Genomic DNA, 17,349 nt, shown 5'->3' with positions numbered 1-17,349 from the left:
ATGGAGGTGACACTCCTCGGAACGGGCTGTCCGGCGCCGAACCTCGACCGCGCCGGCACCGCGCTGACCGTCAGCGTCGACGGCGAGACGTTCCTCGTCGACTGCGGTCCGCGAACCGTCTACGAACTGCTCCGGAACGGCATCGATCCGGGATCCATCTCGGAGCTGCTGTTCACGCACCATCACGTCGACCACAACGCGGCGTTCCCGCACTTCGCCATCTCCTCGTGGACGGCGGGTCGGGAGTCCCTCCGCGTGTACGGCCCCGACGGCACCGACGACCTGATCGAGGCGCTCTACACCGTCTACGACGAGGACCTCGCCTACCGTGCGGAGGTCGGCTACGACGCGAGCGGGATCGAGGACATCGAGTGGATCCCCGTCGAAGACGGCTCGCAGTTCGAGCGGAGCGGGACCACGATCGACGCGCTCGCCGTCGAACACTCGATCGAGACCTACGCGTACCGCTTCGAGGGACCGAACGGCGAACGCTTCGTCTTCTCGGGCGACACTCGAAAGCTCGACGCCCTCGCCGACTTCGCCGCGAACGCCGACGTGCTCGTCCACGACGCGCATATGTCGCCCGTCGGCGACCCGCCCGACGACTCCGGCGAGGAGTTCGTCTACGAGCGGTATCAATCGCCGTACCCCGACGAGATGTCAGAGCAGTTGGCACAGACGCACTGCACGCCCGAACAGGCCGGTGAGATCGCGGCCGCGGCGGGCGTCGAGACTCTCGTCCTCACCCACTTCCCGCCGTACCGCGACACCGACGCGATCCGGAGGGGGGCCGCAGACGCCTTTGACGGACGGGTCGTCGTCGGCCGCGACGGACTCGAACTCGACGTCACGAACGCGGTACCGGCGGACGACCAAAGCGAATCGCTCCCCGCGGAATCACCGCCTGTGGGAGCCTCCCGAGAGCAATAATATGAGCACTGACGGACACACTGTCGTCGATACGGACGTCCACATCTGGGAACCGATGGAAGACCTGGTACAGTACTTCGAGGATCCGTGGAAGACGCGGCTCGAACGCGGCTGGGAGGACTTCGCCCGCCGGGCGTTCTTCCCGAAGTCAACGGGCGACCGCTTCGTCGGCGGCCGACTCGATCGCAACGTCGCCGGGATGGACTCGTCGTATCCCGGCGAGATGCGCCCCGAAGAGATTCCGGAGGCGATGGACTACCTCGGCGTCGACAAGTGCCTCGTCCTCTCGCATCTCATCCTCGCCGCAGCGCCCGCGCTCGGCGGCGACGACACGCGGATGACGACGTTCGCGAGCGGCGCGACCGACTACCTGCTCGATCAGGTCGTCGACCCCAGCGAGGGGATCTACACGGCGATTCCGATTCCCCTCGACGATCCGGACGACGCCGTCGACCTGATCGACCGCGTCGGCGACGAGGCGGGCATTGCGGGCGTCTATATGATCACCGGCGGGGCGGAGCCGCCGCTCGGTAATCGACAGTACGAACCGGTCTACCGGGCGGCCGCCGAGAAGGACCTGACCGTCTGTTATCACACCAGCGGCGCGGGGATCGACAACTACCACACCAAGGGGTACGAGAAGCTCATCGAGACCCACACGCTGGGGTTCGTCGAGAACAACTTCGCGCAGGCGGTGAGCGTGCTCGTCCAGGGGATCCCCGAGAAGTTCCCGGAGTTGGATTTCGTCTTTCTGGAGGCGGGAATCTTCTACGTCTCGCTCCTGATGAGCCGGTTGGACTGTGAGTACCTCAAGCGTCCCTCCGAGGCGCCGGTGCTCGAACAGCGCCCGAGCGAGTACATCAAGGAGTCCTTCTACTTCGGGACGCAGCCGCTGGAGACCGAGGTCGACCCCCGATACCTGGAGACGGTGATCGATATGATCGGCGGAGCCGGTCGCCTGATGTACGCCTCGGACTACCCGCACTGGGACTTCGACAGACCGACGCGGATCACCGACCAGTCGTTCCTCTCCGACGCGGAGAAGGGTCGGATCCTGGGTGCGAACGCCGAGGAGGTGTTCGGCATATGACCCGCGTACGCGTCGCTGCCGCCGACGCCTTCGACGACGGCTCACGTGCCGTCGTAACGCTAAACGGGCACGAGGTCGCCGTCATCAATCACGATGGCGAGTGCTACGCGATCCTGAACCGGTGTGCCCACGACGGCGGGTCGCTCGACGAGGGCAAGGTCCACGGACGGCTCGTGGCGGACGTCACGGAACCGGGCGAGCGCGACGTCGAACGGTTCTGCGACGAACCGTCGGTCACGTGCCCGCTGCACGGCTGGGAGTACGACCTCGAAAGCGGGGTCCACGTCGGCGACGCGGGGATCCGGCTCCCGACGTTCGACGTCGTCGAAGCGGACGGGAACCTGTACGTCACGGACGGCGAGTCCGCGGACTGATCCCGTCTGCCTCAGTCGTCACTGCGCGCTCCGCATCACGAACAGCGACATCGGGAGGCTGGCCGCGACGAGGCCGTAGACGCCGCCGATCAGCGGGTCGACGCCGAACGACGGACCGAGCAGGTAGCCGCCGAGGAAGCCGATCGGGTCCAGAACCAGGGCGAGGACGACGATCTGTTGTTGGAAGGGCTTCGCCTCGAACCAGCGGGAGAGTCCGGGAAACATCGGGGGTCGGCCCTCGCTTTTCCCGTCAGCGACAAAGCTGTTGTGCCCTCGATAGTCCAGTCTGTCAGATCGAAGGCTTTGACGCGCACGGAATATTCCGAGCTCCGAGCGGACGCGAGTGGTTGCTAACAGTCGACACACAGAGTCGCGATTTCCGATCGCGACCGCTCGTCCCCGCGCCGGCGTGTCGAGCAACCGCGGCCCGACGCGGGATCCCGCTTATATCACGGCGGTGCTGGCCGCTCGCTCGCATATAAACGCTCGTCACGCTCTGATCCGAATCTTCGTAGCGATTTCTCTGCTCACTTCGTTCGCAGAAGAAATGCGCCGGCCGGGAATTGAACCCGGGCTAGTGGCTTGGGAAGCCACTGTCCTACCACTGGACCACCGGCGCGCAGATGTCGTCCTGCACTCGAAACAGAGCCACAGCCCGGACTTAAGGATGACGGAACGATGAATCGGAACGGTCAAGCTGCGGAAATCACCGACCTCGGCTGCCCTCAGAGGTCGAGCCCTTCGCTGTGGCTGTGTTCGTCGGCGGGGAAGGACCCCGATTCGACCGCGTCGCGGTATCGCTCGATGGCCTGTCGCATCTCTCCGCGGACGTCTCCGAACGCTTCCGCGAACGGCGGGACTCGTTCGGCGAGACCGACCGCGTCGTCGACGACGAGCACCTGGCCGTCGGTGTCCGGGCCCGCGCCGATGCCGACGACCGGGATGTCGAGTTCCTCGCTCGCCGCCGCGCCGACCTCCCGGGGAACGTGCTCGATCACCAGCGCGAACGCGCCGGCGTCCTCGTGGGCCCTCGCGACGTCGAGCATCGTCGCCGCCTGTTCCGCCGTGGTCCCCTGTCGCGTGTACCCGCCGACGCTGTTGACGTGCTGCGGCGTCAGGCCCACGTGTGCCATCACCGGAATGCCGAGGCGGGTCATCGCCTCCGTCAACTCGACCGTGTGCGGGCCGGATTCGATCTTGACCGCGTGTCCGCCGGCCTCTTTCAGCAGTCGCCCGGCGTTTTCTATGCTCTGCGACCGCTCGACGCCGTAACTGAGGAACGGGAGGTCCGTGACGACGAGCGCGTCGTCGACGGCGCTCGCGACAGAGGTCGTCGCCCGCATCATATCGTCCATCGTCACCGGCAGCGTCGAATCGAAGCCGAAGACGGCGTTCCCGATGCTGTCGCCGACGAGCACGACGTCGATGCCCGCCTCGTCGACCAACTCGGCCGTCGGGGCGTCGTACGCCGTGAGCATCGTCACCGGCGTCTCCTGCTCCTGTATGCTCGCAACGGTGGTCATCGTTTCCCACTCGGCCACGCGGGACCTTCAATGGCCCCGTCTGTGGTGTCCGGATTACGATCGGTCCGGCTCGCGGAGCCCCCGCGCCGCCTCCCAGGTGCGGATCAGCGTCCGGAGCGTCCGGTTCGTCGGGACGTCGATTCCGTGTTCTCGCGCCTGCTCGACGACGTATCCGTTTATGACGTCGATCTCGGTGCGTCGCCCGCGCGCCACGTCGCGGTACATCGACGACTCGTTCGCCGCGGTCGCGTCGACGACCTCGGTGACGGCCGCTGCGGTCTCGTCCGCGTCGAGATCGACGCCGCTCGCCCGGGCCGTCGCGGCCACCTCGCGAGCGATCGGCTCGACGAGGTCCGACCCGGGCGGGTCACCGAGCGCGCCGTTCTCCACGCGGGCGAGCGCGGTCGTCGGATTGATCGCCGCGTTCGCCGCGAGTTTGCGCCAGAGCCGGCGGCGGATCCCCGCCGCGTCCTCCACCGCCGTCGAGAGGTCCGCGGCCGCGAACGCCTCGCCGACCTCCTCGGCGACCCCCGTTGCGTCCGTCGGCTCCCACGGGCCGACGACGACGTCGCCGCGTCCGTTCCAGGCGACCGTTCCGGGCGATTCCCGGACCGCGCCGTAGCTCGTGGTCCCCGCCAGCACCGGGCACTCGAGGTGCCGCGCGAGCGTCTCCTCGTTTCCCATCCCGTTCTGAAGCGAACAGACCGCCCGGAACGCGCCCGTCGCGAGTTCTTCGGCGGCCGTTTCGGTGTCGAACGCCTTCACGGTCACGAGCGCGAGATCGGCGGAGAGGTCGGTGCCGTCCGTCGTCACCGCCGGTCGAACGACGAACTCGTCGACCCCGGTGACGCGGAGCCCCGCGTCGCGGACGGCGGCGACGTGCGGCTCGCGCCCCACGAGCGTCACGCTGTGGTCGGGTACCCGCGCGAGCAACGCGCCGAAGAGGCTCCCGATGCTGCCCGCGCCGAAGACGACGATGTCCATACGGAATCCACGACGGCGACGGAGAAAGTGGTTGTGTTGGCCGTCGGAGACGGTCGGGACGGCCGGGGCGGTTCGTCGCGCCCGCTGCACCGTCGACCGTCCCGATTCGGCGTGAGATCTTCCGATTCGGCGTCGATGGCTGCCGATGTCGCGGGCCACCGGAGACCGAAAGAACTGAACGCTCGTCCACCGATCCGCGGAAACGGGTGAGTATTAGTGCGCTGAGTCGGTATCTATACCTGATGACTACGGACCAGGCGGTCCTCGAAGGGGACGCACCGCTCGACCTTCGGCTCTCGGAGGCGGAACTCGAATCGACCAGGGAGCACCTCGTCTCGTTCCTGCGCGACGTCGTCGACGAGGCGGGAGCGAAGGGCGCGGTCCTCGGCCTCTCCGGCGGTATCGACAGCACGACAGTCGCGTACCTCGCGGTCGAGGCCCTCGGCGCCGAAAACGTCCACGGCCTCGTGATGCCGAGCGTGGTGAACACCGAGGACAATATGAGCGACGCCGAGTGGGTCGCTCAGGAACTCGAAATCGAGTACGACGTCGTCGAGATCCAGCCCATCGCCGAGACGTTCTTCGACACGTTCCCGGAGGCGGCCGACGACCGGACGGCCGCGGGCAACGTCTACGTCCGCACTCGCGCCGTGCTGAATTACTTCGTCGCCAACCACGAGAACAAGGTCGTCCTCGGGACGGGCAACCGCTCTGAGGCGCTGACGGGCTACTTCACGAAGTACGGCGACCAGGCCGTCGACTGCAACCCGATCGGCAACCTCTACAAACAGCAGGTCCGACAGCTCGCGAGCTCGCTCGGCGTCCCGGACGGACTGGTCGCGAAGACGCCCTCCGCGGAGATGTGGGCGGGCCAGACCGACGAGGAGGAGATGGGGCTCGACTACGACACCCTCGACGCCGTACTCGCGCTCCACGTCGACGGACCGCTGTCGACGGCCGCGACCGTCCGCCACCTCGATGTCACCGAGTCGCAGGTCGAGCGCGTCGTCGAACTCTACGAGCGGAGCGCGCACAAGCGGCGGATGCCGCCCGCTCCCGAGCCGCTGCACCGGTAGGCAGCCGTCGGCTCCGTCGGCCGCTCACCCTCGACTCCGTCGGCGCTCGCTCTCGACTCCCTTGCCCGACCGCGACCCTTTTGTTCCGACTTGCCCGACCGCGACCCTTTTGTTCCGACTTGCCCGACCGCGACCCTTTTGTTCCGACGCGGCCATCTACGGCACGATGCGACTCGGTATCCTCGGAACGATCCAACTGGCGGCGACGCTCATCTTCGCCGCGCCGGTAGGGATCTTCGGGCTCACGCGGCTCCTCGACGGCGACGCCCTCATCGGCGGCGGGGCCGTCGCCATCGCCGTCGGGATGGTCGCGCTGCCCCACTACCTCACGACGCCGGGAGACATCCCGATGCAACTCGGCGAGCGCGCCGTGGGGCTGGTCGTGAAGACGCCCGAGGACGACGAGGAGTGAACGGGTTCCTCTTGGACGGGTGACCGACTGCGTCCGCCCGAACGAGTGACCGACTGCGTTCGCTGGACTGGGATGACTTCTTTCGCTGGGCGAGCGAACGGTCTCTTTGGGCCGTCGATCGGCGGGGACCGGCCGTTCGCGATCAGCCTCGCGGCGTAAACGAACGCCTTCCGTCGCCCACGACCTCGTATCCCGTCTCGGTCACGACGACGAGGTCGCCCACGCGGACGGACCCGTGCGCGGGATCCGTCAGCCCCGGCGCCACCGCGAGCACGGTTCCGACTTCCAGCGTCTCGCCCGCCCGGAGGAACGGCCGCTCCCGACGCGAGAGACCGACGCCGTGGCCGGGTTCGATCGGGTCGCTCCCGCCCGCTTCACGCCCGCCAGTCGTATCGAAGCCGAAGGCGGCCAGTTCCGCGTCCGCCTCTCGCCGGAGGTCGGCGGCGTCGGCACCGGGTTCGACCTCGTCGAGGGCGGCCTCCAGCGCCGCCTCGACCGCGACGTAGGCGCGGCGGTCCCACCCGCCGTCGCTGTCGACGACGACCGTCCGCGAGCGGAATCCGTGGTAACCGTGCGGTCCCCGCGGCGCGACGTCGATCCGGATCGGCTCGTCGGTGTAGATCGGTTCGGCCCCGGTGGCTTCGTCTCCCGCCGCACCCGCGACGACGGCCGTGTTCGCCGCCGAGTCGACGCCGTGACACCCGAGTTCGGCGTTCGCGATCCGGCGGAGCCGTTCGGGCGTGAGCGGCGCGTCGTTCCACTGGAGTTCGCTGTCGCCGCCTTGGTCGGCTGCCGAGAGCACGCGCTCGGCCCGGTCGACGGCGCGACCGGCCGCTCGCTGGACCGCGCGGACCGCGTCGATTTCTCCATCAGTCTTCGTCGCCCGCGCGTCAGCGACGGCGGTCGTCGACCGCAACTCGTAGCCGGCGCGTTCGAGGTAGACCACGGCGTCGTGGGGGATCGACGGCGGTACCAGGACGGTCTGTGGACCCGCTGAACTCTCTCCAGGGACTTCCTCGAGGACAGCGGCGGCGCGCTCGCCGGGATGGGATCCGAGGCGGTCGCTCGCGACGCGGCCGTCGAACTGACGCGTCGCCCGCGCGACGTGTCCCGACGGCGCACACAACACGCTCTCCTCCGACGTCCGAACGTACGCGTAGTTGTCTTCGGCCGCGAAGCGCGTCAGAAACCGGAGGTCGGCGTCGTGTCGATTCCCGACGGCGACGAAGCCGACCGCGTCCCGCTCGGCGATGGCGTCGTCGAGGACGGACCGGTCGGTCGCGGGCGGGTCCTGGCGGATCGGTCGATCGATCGCGGCGGGGACGGTGGGCGGTTCGCCGGCCGGCCGCTCGGGCGAGTCGCGGTCGTCGCTCACGCCCTCAGGCGTCCGGTTCGGGGGCCGGGACTTCGCCCTCCTGGGCGTCCTCCAGGAGCGCCTCGACCGACTCGTCGCGGATCTCGTTGTGCAGCAGGACGCTCACGGGGAGCGTCGGCGCGCCGCTGACGAGGTTCTCGAGGAGGACGAGTCGCTCGCGGGCACGGGACATCCCGACGTAGAACACCCGGCGCTCGTTGTCGGTGAGAATCGGAACGGGGTCGGTCGTCGAGGTGAACTCCTCGACGCCGTCGACCTCCTCGTCCTCCACCGAGGCGGCCATCTGCTCGACGACCTTCTCGGTCAGGTCGGTCGCGACGAAGACGTGGTCGGCCTCGCGACCCTTCGCGGAGTGGATCGTGCCGATCCGGACGCGGCTGGGGTCCATCCCCGCGTACTCGCCGGAGAAGTACGCCTCGACGGACTTCCGCTGGAACGACGTCACCTTCCGGAGCATATCGCCCGCGTCCTTGGTCCCGGGCGCGAACGGCGCGAACTCCGAGATCACGTCGGGGTCGACGCTGAGGTCGGTCAGGTCGTCGACGCCCGCCGCCTCCTCCAGTTCGTCGATGCGGTCGAACAGTTCGTCGCGGTCGTTCGCGCCGAACGCGGAGTCCTGTAGCATATCCGCGAGCCGCCGCGCCTGGAGTCCGTCGACGGGCTCCTCGTTTTCGAGTGCCTCCACCGCGCGGACGTACTGGGTCAGCCGATCGGTCCACATCCGCTGGTCGGTGAGCGCGGAGAACGGCATCCCGAGCGGCAGGAACTCGTCGATGAACTGGAACAGCTGATACCGCGCGCGGAACAGGATCATCACGGTCTCGTCGTCGTCGCCCTGCTCGATCGTGTAACGGACGTTGCGCGCGAGATCGAGCATCGACGGCGACTCGATTCCCTCGACGACGCCGCCCTCCTTCCGCGGGTGGAGGTCCTTCTCCTGGCGCTTGTCGATGTGGCGGATCTCCTGGTTGACCACGTTGAGCACGTTCGAGGGGAGCCGATAGGAGTTCGGGAGGACGACGTCCTCGTCGCGGTCGGCGTCCAAGAGGAGGTTGGGGTCGGCGCCCTGCCACGCGTAGACGACCTGGTCGTCGTCGCCGGCGATGAGAACGCGCTCCATGTGGGGTTTCCACTCCTGGTAGACGTCGTACTGGAGGGTCGTGATGTCCTGGAACTCGTCGATGACGAGGTAGTCGACGTGGGGAACGAGCGAGCGCTCCTTCACGCGCTCCAGCATATCGGCGAAGCCGACGAGGCCGTGTTCGCCCTTGTAGGCCCGCCAGGCCCGGATGACCTCGGGGACGTCGATCCGGTCGTCGTCGGAGGGCCACGTCGGGGTGTACTTGTTGCCCTCCTGGGCGTTCGGGTCGACCTCGGGGGGGAGTCGCACCTCCTCGACGTTCCACTGGAAGGGCACGTCGTACCAGTCGGAGACGTCGCGGCGGGTCCGCTGGAGCCACTGACTCGTCGCGATGATCTTGTTCCCGATCGTCGTCGAGCGCGCGGTCCGCCGCCCCGCGCCGCCGTACTCGTCTTCGAACTCGATGCCGTACTCCTCACAGAACTCCTTCTTGTCGCTCTCGCCGACGACGTCGTTTCGGGACAGATCCAGCAGTTCGTACGCCTTCGCGTGCATCGTCGCGACGTTGCCCTTCAGGGCGCGCGGCGAGATGTCGCGTCGTTCCGCGAGCCGCTCGCGGACCTCCGCTGCGGCCGCCCGCGTGTAGGAGACGACGAGGATGTCGCGGATCGAGACGTCCTCGCGCTCCAGCAGTTCGTCGACCCGATCGAGCAGCGCCGTCGTCTTCCCGCTCCCGGGGCCACCGAACAATCGGGTGACTTCCGCGTCCGAGTCGCTCATTGGACAGTTCCACGCGCTTGTACCTGATAAAGGACGTGTTTCGAAAGAACCGAGTCAGGACCCGCTCGCCCCGGTCAAGTTCGGGGGTCCCAGCCGCAGACCCCGCAGGCGGTCGCGGTGTCGTCGTGGAGTGCACCACACTCCGGACACTGCTTCTTGTTATACGACGTCTCCCAGTCTACCGTCTCGATGTCGTGACCGCGGTCGTCGAGGAACTGGTCGAACAGCGCGTCGTCGGAGCTCGGTGCTGAGGCCATACACGCTATGGTATACCGTACCACTACTTAGTCTTACTGCCGAATCGTTCGATTCCGCAGCTGGGATCCGTCGATCCGGCGGCTGCTCCGACTTGCACTACCCACGGAACGATTCTCGGATGGTCGAGTTTCGTGAGAGCGCTATCCCTCGCGGCGGTCCCACCGGGAGGCGCGGCCTCGCCGTCAGCGTTCGCGACGGACCGCGAGCAGCGCCGCGGCGACGAGCGCGATCAGCGCGGCCACGACGCCGAACCCGGGCGTGGTCGTCACCGTGGGGATCGGTGTGCTGACCTCCGTGGTCGGCGTCGACGCTTCTGTCGTCGTGGTCTCGGTCGGAGTTTCGGTAGTCGTCTCGGTCGGTTCCTCCGTCGTGGTCGTCTCTGTCGGCGTCGGCGTGAGCTGGTCGACGACGACCATCTCGTTCGAGCCGACCGTGCTGCCGCCGACGCGCAGGGACACCGTTCCGGGGTCGTCGAGGTTCTCCTCGTCGAAGTCGAACGTCACCTCGAACTCCCCGTCCTCGTTGATCTCTACGTCGGCCGTTCCGGCGAACGTCGGCGACACGTCGCGGTCCGAACGGATTCGGACGCTCGCCTCCGACCCGGGCGCGACGTTGGTCTCGCCGAAGATGGTCCCCTGGCCCGCGTCGGTGACGCCGCCGATGGCGACCTCGACGACGCCGTCGTCGTTCTGGTTGGCGAAGGTGACCTCGCGCTCGGCGAGCGTGAACCCGGCATCAGCGGACTGGGTGTCCCCCTCCCCGAAGTACGGGAACGCCGCCGCGTCCGGGTCACCGCCGGCACCGCCGAGCGGTCCCGTCCCGTCCTCGAACTCGTAGCGTTCGTCCTCGTCGGTCTCGTACTCGAACTCGGCCGTGAAGTCGGTCTCCTCGTCGACGTCGTTAGTGAACGCGTCGCTCGAACTCGTGTCGACGACGATGTACAGCTCACCCTCCGCGTTGTCGGCGAGCACGAAGATGTCCTGCTCGTTGACCGCGTCACTTCCGAAGTTCAGCGACGTGGCCTCCTGGTTGGCGACGGCGTCGTCGGCTTCGACCTCGATGTTCACGCCCTCGCCGTCGCGCTCGTCGAGCGTGGCGAGCGTGCTCGCGCTGAAGCCCTCCGAAAGCGCGTCGAAGCCGCCGCCCTCCTCGGACTCCTCGATCAGGACCATGTGGCCGTAGATCCCGCTGGCCTCCGCGCGGATGACCAGCCGATCTTCGAGGGCGATATCCTCGCGTTCGGTGATGATGTCCCGAAGTTCGTCGAGTTCCTCGTTCTCGTCTGCGTTGTCGGCCCGCGCGGCGAACGTCTCGACCTCGCCGAGGCTAGGCTCGGCCAGATCCAGTACGGTGAGATCGAGTTCGTCGTCGAGCTCGGACTCGCCGTCGTTGACGACGAACCTGTTGTTGCCGCCGACGGAGATGTCGTATTGGGTGGGTTGCAGCGGTCGGACGAGCTGCTCGTTGGGGCTCTCGCCGTCGGCGTTGATCAGCCCCAGTTCGTCGAGGTACGCCGCGAAGGACCCGTCGCTCGCGCCGCCCGCGGCGATCTCGTTGCCGTCCTCGTCCACGAAGACGGGGTCCCGGTCGGGCGTGGAGATGCCGCCGTGGAGCTCGCTCTCGACGATGTCGTCCTCGCTGTGGTAGACCGCGTCGTACTCTGCGTTCGCGCCGAGCGCGCGGGTGTTGACCTGGAAGGTCACCTCGTCGTCGTCGTCGTCGTCCTCGATGTAGAGCACGTCGATGAAGCCGGCGTCCTCGTCGCCGAACTGGACGAACGCGTCGTCGGTGTCTTCGAGTTCGACCGTCATCTCGGCGACGTCGCCGGCAGTGTAGGTGTAGGAGCTCTCGCCGAACTGTCCGTCGACGTCGAGTTCGGTAACCTCGATGGTGGCGCTATCGGAGGCGGTCGTGTCCGTCACCTCGAACTCGAAGTCGTACTCGCCGGTGTCGATGCCGGTGAAGCCGATGTCGTACTCGCCGTCGTTCAGTGTGGCGAGCATAATACGGTCCTCGTCGTCGTCGACCGCCTCGATCGCAAGTTCGCCGTTCTGATCCTCGCCGTCGCCGAAGATGGTCGCGATTTCTTCGGCGTCGAGGCCGTCGGCGCTCACGTTGACCGCGTAGGAGCCGCGGTTCGAGTCGAACTCGACGGTGGTCGTGCCCTGTTCTCTGACCTCGTCGTCGTCGAAGGAGACGTCGAGGTTCTGTTCAGCGATCTCGAACGCCGCGCCGTCGCCCTCGTTCTCGGCGTCGGTGGTCGTCCCGGTCGCCTGGCCGTTCGCGCCGTCGAACTGCACGATCTCGTTGTTGTTGCTCGCCAGCACGAGCACGTACTGGCCCTCGAGGCCGTCGGTCTCGAAGATGGCGCTGCCGTCCTCGAGGGAGAACTCCTCTTCGAGCCCGCCGACCTGGTTGTCGCCGGAGTCCCAACTGCGGAGTTGCAGCTCCGTGTTCGGATCCAGCTCGCTTCCGGCGGCGACGAGGAGGTCCTGTCCGGCCCAGAAGGTCGAACCGGACGCGATCTCCTCGTCGTAGGTGTTGGGATCAACGGTGCTCTGGACGGTCAACTCGACGCTGGTGTCGAAAGTGCTGTCACCGTCGTTCAGCGAGGCGGCCTCGACCGCGTAGACGTCGTACGTGTCGACGCCGAGATTGCCCGTCGCGAGCGTCCCTATTGCGACGTTGTCCTGGTTAGCCGTGTACGCGGACTCGTTCGTCGCAGCTATCTCGCCCGAGTCGTACTCGCCGTTGCCGTTCTCGTCGACGAAGACGTGCAGCGTGGAGGTACCGGCGGTGGCGTCGTCGAGCTGGACGTTGTCGAGGTCCGTCCCGCGGTCGATAGTGTGGTCGGTGTCGTCACCGCTCCCGAGATCCAGGTTCGCCGCGCCGGAGGGTTCCTCGATCGTCAACTGGGTACTGGTCTCGAAGCCGCTGTCGCCGTCGTTCAGCGACTCGTTCTCGGTGGCGTAGACGGTGTACGTGTCCTCGCCGAGCCCGTCCGTCGAGAGCGTTCCGATATCGATGTTGCCGTCGTTGCCGCTGTAGGCGGACGCATTGGTCGCGTTCGCCTCGCCGGTGTCGTAGTCTCCGTTGCCGTTCTCGTCGACGAAGACGTACATCCCGGAACTGCCGTCGGTCTCGTCGTCGACTTGGACGTTCTGGAGATCCGTCCCGGGAGCGACCGTGTGCGTGTTGCCGTCACCGCTCCCGAGGTCGAGATTCGCCGCGCCGGGGACCGCGTCGACCGTCAGCGCGACGTTCGTGTCGAAGGTGTTGTCGCCGGGGTTGAGCGACTCGTTCTCGTACGCGTAGACGGTGTACGTACCGGGTGCGATTCCGCTCGTTTCGAGCGATCCGATACCGATCCCTGACGCGCCCCCATTGTACGCAGAGGTGTTGGTCGCGTTCGGATCGCTATCGTCGTATTCGCCGTCGCCGTCCTCGTCGATGAAGACGTACATCGTGGAGTTGCCGCTGTCGCTGTCATCGACGGCGATACTATCGAGCGTCTCGCCCTGATCGACGGTGTGGTCAGCTCCGCTGCCACTCCCGATATCCAGGCCCGTGGCGGCGGCACTCGTCGATCCCGCGAACGCGACGGTGCCGGCGAAGACGCTGAAAACCATCAGGGCCGCGAGGAATACGGCTCGTGTCTTGTGTGGAGAGCTATCGTGCATAGTAGTGTCGTGGTGTAACGGTCGCTGTGTTTGTCCGGGGACCGCTTCAGTACCGGTGGTTCCCTCCCGGATCGACTCGTCGACGGCGATCGGTCCGGGGGAGGCTACCTGATTTTGATCCTATACTTACGAATACCTTGTGTCTCCGGGGGTGGCAGTGGTTCGGGGGTGGGACACCAGGCGAGAACGGTGGTCGTCCTCGTCCCCGTTCGGAAGCTGTCCCCCGGTTTACTGTTCCTTAACTGACTGCAAGTCCCGAGAATTGGCGTGAGTTCCCCGCGGCCCCGTCGCCTCGATCGAGTGCGTGATGAGTCCGCAACTGTGATCTCCAGAAATGTATGAATAGACGTCGAGAATTAGCGCCGGGTTACGTTGGAGACGCAACTCGTTCACGACTGTTTCCGCCCAGACGGCGTGCACGGTGCTACCGCTATTCGGTGTAGCGTCCGAAAGAAAGGGAAGTGTCGAAAGGCCGGATTAGATCCGGTGGTTTAGCGCCTTAGTTGTCGCGGCGAACCGCGAGCAGGGCTGCGGCGATGAGCGCGGTCAGGGCGACAACCACACCGAAGCCGGGCGTTCCGGTGTTGGACTCGGTGGGGGTGTCGGTGTCCGGCTCGGGCGTCGCCGTGTCGTCGTCAGGCTCGGGCGTTGCCGTGTCCGGTTCGGGCGTTGCCGTGTCCGGTTCGGGCGTTGCCGTGTCCGGCTCAGGCGTCGCCGTCTCGTCGCTGACCTGCTCGACGATGACGGCGTCAGTCTGGCCGTAGGCACTGCCGCCGACGCGGAGCGACACCGTGGCGGTGTCGTCGACGCTCTGTTCGGAGAGGTCGAACGTCGCGCTGAACGTGCCGTCCTCAGTGATTTCGGTGTTGACCGTCTTCACGAAGGAAGGCGAGACATCGCTGTCGGAGCGGACGCGGATGCTGGCGTCCGAACCGGGCGCGATGTTCGTCGTACCGCTGACGGTCGCCTCGCCGGTGTTGGCGATCTGGACGACCTCATCTGCGTTCTGGTTGTCGAAGGATGCGGTGCCGTCCGCGATCGTGAACTCAGCGCTCTGAGACTGGTCGCTGTCTGCCTGGAAGTACGGGAAGGCGGCATCGCCATCGTAGACGTTGTCGCCGCCCGCGCTACCGAGGGGACCACCAGTACCATCGAACTCGAAGCGTTCGCTCGAGTCGGTGTCGTACGTGAGCTCGGCCGTGAATTCGGCCGGCGTGTCGACGCTACCGGAGAAGGCAGCGTCCGAGCTCGTGTCGACGATGATGAACATCTGGCCACCGTCGTTGTCGGCGAGGATGAAGACATCCTGGTTGGCGACGTCCTCGAGGTTCAGCGAGGTAGCCTGCTGGTTCCCCGTGGAGTCGTCTGCTTCGACGGTGAGGTCGACACCTTCACCAGTGCGGTTGTCGAGTTCGTAGAGCGTGTTCGCGTCGAAGCCGTCTTCGAGTGCGTCGAAGCCGGCCTCGTCGATCGCGACCATGTGACCGTAGATACCGCTGGCCTCAGCCTGGATGACGAGGCGGTCGTCCTCAGCGATGTCGCTCTGCTGGGACACGATATCGAGGACTTCCTGAAGCTCCTCGTCAGCGTCGGCGCTGTCAGACGGGGCGGTCCACGTCTGGACGTTGTCGACGCCGGGTTCGGTCAGGTCGAGCGTGGCGAGTTCGAGCTCGTCGTTGAGCTCGGATTCGTCGTCATCGTTGACGACGAAGACGTTGTCGCCGCCCACTGCGACTTCGTACGTGGTCGGCTGGAGCGGACGGATGAGCTGATTCGTCTTATCCTGATCGGTGTCGATCAGGTCGAGAGCTTCGAGATAGCCCGAGAAGTCGTGGTCACCATCTGCTTCCGAGAGGGTGTTACCGTCTGCGTTCTCGTATTTAGGCTCGTTGTCAGGGCCGATCTCACCGTGCATCTCGCTCTGCACGATGTCGTCTTCGCTGTTGTAGACGACTTCCGGTCCCAGAGACGTACCCAGCGTACGGGTGTTGATCTCGAAGGAGACCTCGTCGTCGTCGTCGTCGTCCTCAACGTAGAGGACGTCAACGAAGCCGGAGTCTTCGTCACCGACCTGGACCCACGCGTTGTCGGTGTCTTCCAGTTCGATGGTCATGTTGACGACGTCACCCGCAGCCTGGGAGTAAGTACCCTGACTGAAGGAGGCGTCGACGTCCGACTCAGTGACTTCAACGGTTCCCGAGTCCGAGGCGGTCGTGTCCGAGACCTCGAATTCGAATTCGTACTCGCCCTCGTCGATGCCTTCGAAGTCGGCGTCTTCCGTCACGTCACCGACGCCGTCGAGGACGATCGTGGATTCCGAGTCGTCGTCGTAGCTCGGAAGCGGCTGTGCGTTGAAAGCCGACGCCGAGAAGATGCTGAGGAGGTCAGCCTGTTCGAGACCGTCGGCGCTCACTTCGACGTCGGAGCTTCCACGGTTCGTGTTGAGGTCAACCTCGTTGGCGCTATCGGTCGCGCCGTTGTTGACGGAATCTTCATCGAAGTCGACGCTCAGATCCTGCGAGGTGACTTCCCACGCAGTCGTGTAGTCGGTGAGGTTGCCTTCGTTGACCGCACCGACGATGTCTCCACCCTCGAGGACGAGGGCAACGGAGCTATCCCCGGCCGGAGTGACGACGTATTCGCCGTCGAGGTCGTCAGTGTTGATATCAGCGTAGTTTCCGTCGAATCCGAATTCGTCTTCGAGGGAGCCGATCTCAGGGGTGTCGCCTGACGTGTCGTATTCGCGAATCTGGAGCGAATTGATATCGGCGAGGCCCAGTGGGTTACCGGTGTCGTTGTAGTCAACGGTGGTACTGCTGTTGTACACAGCGCCCTCCTGGCCCTGCCAGTACGTCGAGCCCGAGCTCAGCTGGGCATCAGCACCAGCAATGAGATCGAAGGTTGCGGGCGTACTATCACTATTTTTATCCGTGAAGGTGACAGTTACATCCTCAGTAGGGGAAGCGTCTGACGTGTCGTGCTGGATAGAGACGTAGAGGGTTTCCGCATTACCATTCCCATCTACGTCGAAGGAACTACTCCCAATATCAGTAATGGAAACATTACTGCTATTGGCAGACCTCACGTCGAGGTCTTCAATAGTTGTGTCAGAGCTACTGAGACTGATCGTATCTGTACCATCAGTCGTCACTTCGAGCTCTATTTCTTGCGTTACCTCATCTTGCTGAACCGGGACATCTTCGGCATTCGATACCGAGATGCCACTGACATCAGCAGCGGCCGTACCCGCGAACGCGACGGTCCCAGCGAAGACGCTGAAGACCATCAGCGCTGCGAGAAGCAGCGCGCGTGCCTTGTGTGTATAGTTTTCGTCTGTCATATTTTATCTCGTGATTGCCACAGCATCTTTCTCCGTTCCGGCGTCGGCCCGTCGATCGCACCGCATCGGGACGACCGGACGTGGATACTCGCCTGCTGTCGCTTTGGGTAGGGGCATCCGGATCAAACGCTCCTCGTTATATATGTTTTGTGGGATTATTATGACGATGATAACGACTCACACGGGCGTATTCGAGGGTTTGAGCCGTATTTCGTCTGACGAACGGTGGGCGAGTAGAAACTCCTTACAGCGGCGTTAAGACCGAAATAACGGCTCGTTCGGGCGTCTACGTCCCACCGGGTGACACTCGGCTGGAGTAGTCGTCGGCGCTCTGCGAGGTCGAAAAAGGCCGGGAATCGATTCGCGAGATCGCGACTGACGCCGCTCCGTCGGCCCCAGTGATCGCGGCCCCGCCCGTGCGTGTCACTCACCGTCGTCGTGCCTGT

Annotated in this window: 13 protein-coding genes, 1 tRNA gene and 1 pseudogene; 5 read left to right on the top strand and 10 right to left on the bottom strand. The window is 65.7% G+C overall.

Annotated features, from left to right (window positions below; all coding sequences use genetic code 11):
- Genes NO360_RS14045 through NO360_RS14035 form a run of 3 tightly spaced genes read left to right on the top strand, consistent with a single transcriptional unit; the run spans nucleotide 1 to nucleotide 2,394 of the window.
- The gene (locus NO360_RS14045; RefSeq protein WP_256308423.1) at nucleotides 1-930 is read left to right on the top strand and encodes an MBL fold metallo-hydrolase; all 930 of its coding nucleotides are present in this window, start codon (nucleotides 1-3) and stop codon (nucleotides 928-930) included.
- 1 nt (nucleotide 931) lies between these two features.
- On the top strand, nucleotides 932-2,020 hold the full coding sequence (locus tag NO360_RS14040) for an amidohydrolase family protein (RefSeq protein WP_256308422.1): 1,089 nt from the start codon (nucleotides 932-934) through the stop codon (nucleotides 2,018-2,020).
- Nucleotides 2,017-2,394 (top strand): Rieske (2Fe-2S) protein, encoded by a 378-nt coding sequence (locus NO360_RS14035; protein ID WP_256308421.1) that lies wholly within the window; start codon nucleotides 2,017-2,019, stop codon nucleotides 2,392-2,394. Before NO360_RS14040 ends, NO360_RS14035 begins: the two co-directional genes overlap by 4 nt.
- Nucleotides 2,395-2,412: 18 nt before the next feature.
- Here the strand turns inward: NO360_RS14035 and NO360_RS14030 are convergent, their stop codons facing one another.
- The 4 genes from NO360_RS14030 to NO360_RS14015 form a co-directional block, all read right to left on the bottom strand.
- Nucleotides 2,413-2,619: a DUF8141 family membrane protein gene (locus NO360_RS14030; RefSeq protein ID WP_256308420.1), complete on the bottom strand. Its 207-nt coding sequence runs from the start codon at nucleotides 2,617-2,619 to the stop codon at nucleotides 2,413-2,415.
- Between the two features lie 323 nt (nucleotides 2,620-2,942).
- Nucleotides 2,943-3,013 (bottom strand) — tRNA-Gly (locus tag NO360_RS14025).
- A gap of 106 nt (nucleotides 3,014-3,119) precedes the next feature.
- Nucleotides 3,120-3,917, bottom strand: a complete 798-nt coding sequence (gene panB / locus NO360_RS14020; RefSeq protein ID WP_256308419.1) for a 3-methyl-2-oxobutanoate hydroxymethyltransferase — start codon at nucleotides 3,915-3,917, stop codon at nucleotides 3,120-3,122.
- A gap of 54 nt (nucleotides 3,918-3,971) precedes the next feature.
- A complete protein-coding gene (locus tag NO360_RS14015; protein WP_256308418.1) occupies nucleotides 3,972-4,901 on the bottom strand; it encodes a ketopantoate reductase family protein in 930 nt (309 codons plus the stop codon).
- Between the two features lie 242 nt (nucleotides 4,902-5,143).
- Between NO360_RS14015 and NO360_RS14010 the strand changes: the two genes are divergently transcribed.
- Entirely contained in the window at nucleotides 5,144-5,977 is an 834-nt protein-coding gene (locus NO360_RS14010) for an NAD+ synthase (RefSeq protein WP_256308417.1), read from the top strand.
- A gap of 166 nt (nucleotides 5,978-6,143) precedes the next feature.
- On the top strand, nucleotides 6,144-6,389 hold the full coding sequence (locus NO360_RS14005) for a DUF7533 family protein (RefSeq protein WP_256308416.1): 246 nt from the start codon (nucleotides 6,144-6,146) through the stop codon (nucleotides 6,387-6,389).
- Between the two features lie 142 nt (nucleotides 6,390-6,531).
- Here the strand turns inward: NO360_RS14005 and NO360_RS18985 are convergent, their stop codons facing one another.
- The 6 genes and pseudogenes from NO360_RS18985 to NO360_RS19105 all read right to left on the bottom strand — a co-directional run.
- The gene (locus NO360_RS18985) at nucleotides 6,532-7,764 is read right to left on the bottom strand and encodes a M24 family metallopeptidase (protein WP_256308415.1); all 1,233 of its coding nucleotides are present in this window, start codon (nucleotides 7,762-7,764) and stop codon (nucleotides 6,532-6,534) included.
- Between the two features lie 4 nt (nucleotides 7,765-7,768).
- Nucleotides 7,769-9,625 carry a UvrD-helicase domain-containing protein gene (locus NO360_RS13995; protein WP_256308414.1) on the bottom strand — a complete coding sequence of 619 codons (1,857 nt, stop codon included), beginning with the start codon at nucleotides 9,623-9,625 and terminating at the stop codon, nucleotides 7,769-7,771.
- A gap of 74 nt (nucleotides 9,626-9,699) precedes the next feature.
- Nucleotides 9,700-9,882: an HVO_0416 family zinc finger protein gene (locus tag NO360_RS13990; protein ID WP_256308413.1), complete on the bottom strand. Its 183-nt coding sequence runs from the start codon at nucleotides 9,880-9,882 to the stop codon at nucleotides 9,700-9,702.
- 183 nt (nucleotides 9,883-10,065) lie between these two features.
- The gene (locus NO360_RS13985) at nucleotides 10,066-13,563 is read right to left on the bottom strand and encodes a BGTF surface domain-containing protein (protein WP_256308412.1); all 3,498 of its coding nucleotides are present in this window, start codon (nucleotides 13,561-13,563) and stop codon (nucleotides 10,066-10,068) included.
- A 499-nt stretch (nucleotides 13,564-14,062) separates the two neighbouring features.
- Entirely contained in the window at nucleotides 14,063-16,390 is a 2,328-nt protein-coding gene (locus NO360_RS13980) for a BGTF surface domain-containing protein (RefSeq protein ID WP_256308411.1), read from the bottom strand.
- Between the two features lie 414 nt (nucleotides 16,391-16,804).
- Nucleotides 16,805-16,903: pseudogene (locus NO360_RS19105) on the bottom strand (surface glycoprotein); the annotation flags it as partial.
- Between the last annotated feature and the right edge of the window lie 446 nt (nucleotides 16,904-17,349).

Source organism: Halobellus litoreus (assembly GCF_024464595.1).
Classification (GTDB): domain Archaea; phylum Halobacteriota; class Halobacteria; order Halobacteriales; family Haloferacaceae; genus Haloquadratum; species Haloquadratum litoreum.
Note: the sequence above shows the minus strand (reverse complement) of the source record. Positions and strands in the feature narration are given on the sequence as shown.

What these genes read in the sequence shown, in the direction of transcription:
- NO360_RS14040 (WP_256308422.1), top strand. Translation starts at nt 932, where the DNA reads ATGAGCACTGACGGACACACTGTCGTCGATACGGACGTCCACATCTGG.
- NO360_RS13985 (WP_256308412.1), bottom strand. Translation starts at nt 13,563, where the DNA reads ATGCACGATAGCTCTCCACACAAGACACGAGCCGTATTCCTCGCGGCC.
- NO360_RS14005 (WP_256308416.1), top strand. Translation starts at nt 6,144, where the DNA reads ATGCGACTCGGTATCCTCGGAACGATCCAACTGGCGGCGACGCTCATC.
- NO360_RS13990 (WP_256308413.1), bottom strand. Translation starts at nt 9,882, where the DNA reads ATGGCCTCAGCACCGAGCTCCGACGACGCGCTGTTCGACCAGTTCCTC.
- NO360_RS14010 (WP_256308417.1), top strand. Translation starts at nt 5,144, where the DNA reads ATGACTACGGACCAGGCGGTCCTCGAAGGGGACGCACCGCTCGACCTT.
- NO360_RS14045 (WP_256308423.1), top strand. Translation starts at nt 1, where the DNA reads ATGGAGGTGACACTCCTCGGAACGGGCTGTCCGGCGCCGAACCTCGAC.
- NO360_RS14015 (WP_256308418.1), bottom strand. Translation starts at nt 4,901, where the DNA reads ATGGACATCGTCGTCTTCGGCGCGGGCAGCATCGGGAGCCTCTTCGGC.
- panB (WP_256308419.1), bottom strand. Translation starts at nt 3,917, where the DNA reads ATGACCACCGTTGCGAGCATACAGGAGCAGGAGACGCCGGTGACGATG.
- NO360_RS14030 (WP_256308420.1), bottom strand. Translation starts at nt 2,619, where the DNA reads ATGTTTCCCGGACTCTCCCGCTGGTTCGAGGCGAAGCCCTTCCAACAA.
- NO360_RS14035 (WP_256308421.1), top strand. Translation starts at nt 2,017, where the DNA reads ATGACCCGCGTACGCGTCGCTGCCGCCGACGCCTTCGACGACGGCTCA.
- NO360_RS13995 (WP_256308414.1), bottom strand. Translation starts at nt 9,625, where the DNA reads ATGAGCGACTCGGACGCGGAAGTCACCCGATTGTTCGGTGGCCCCGGG.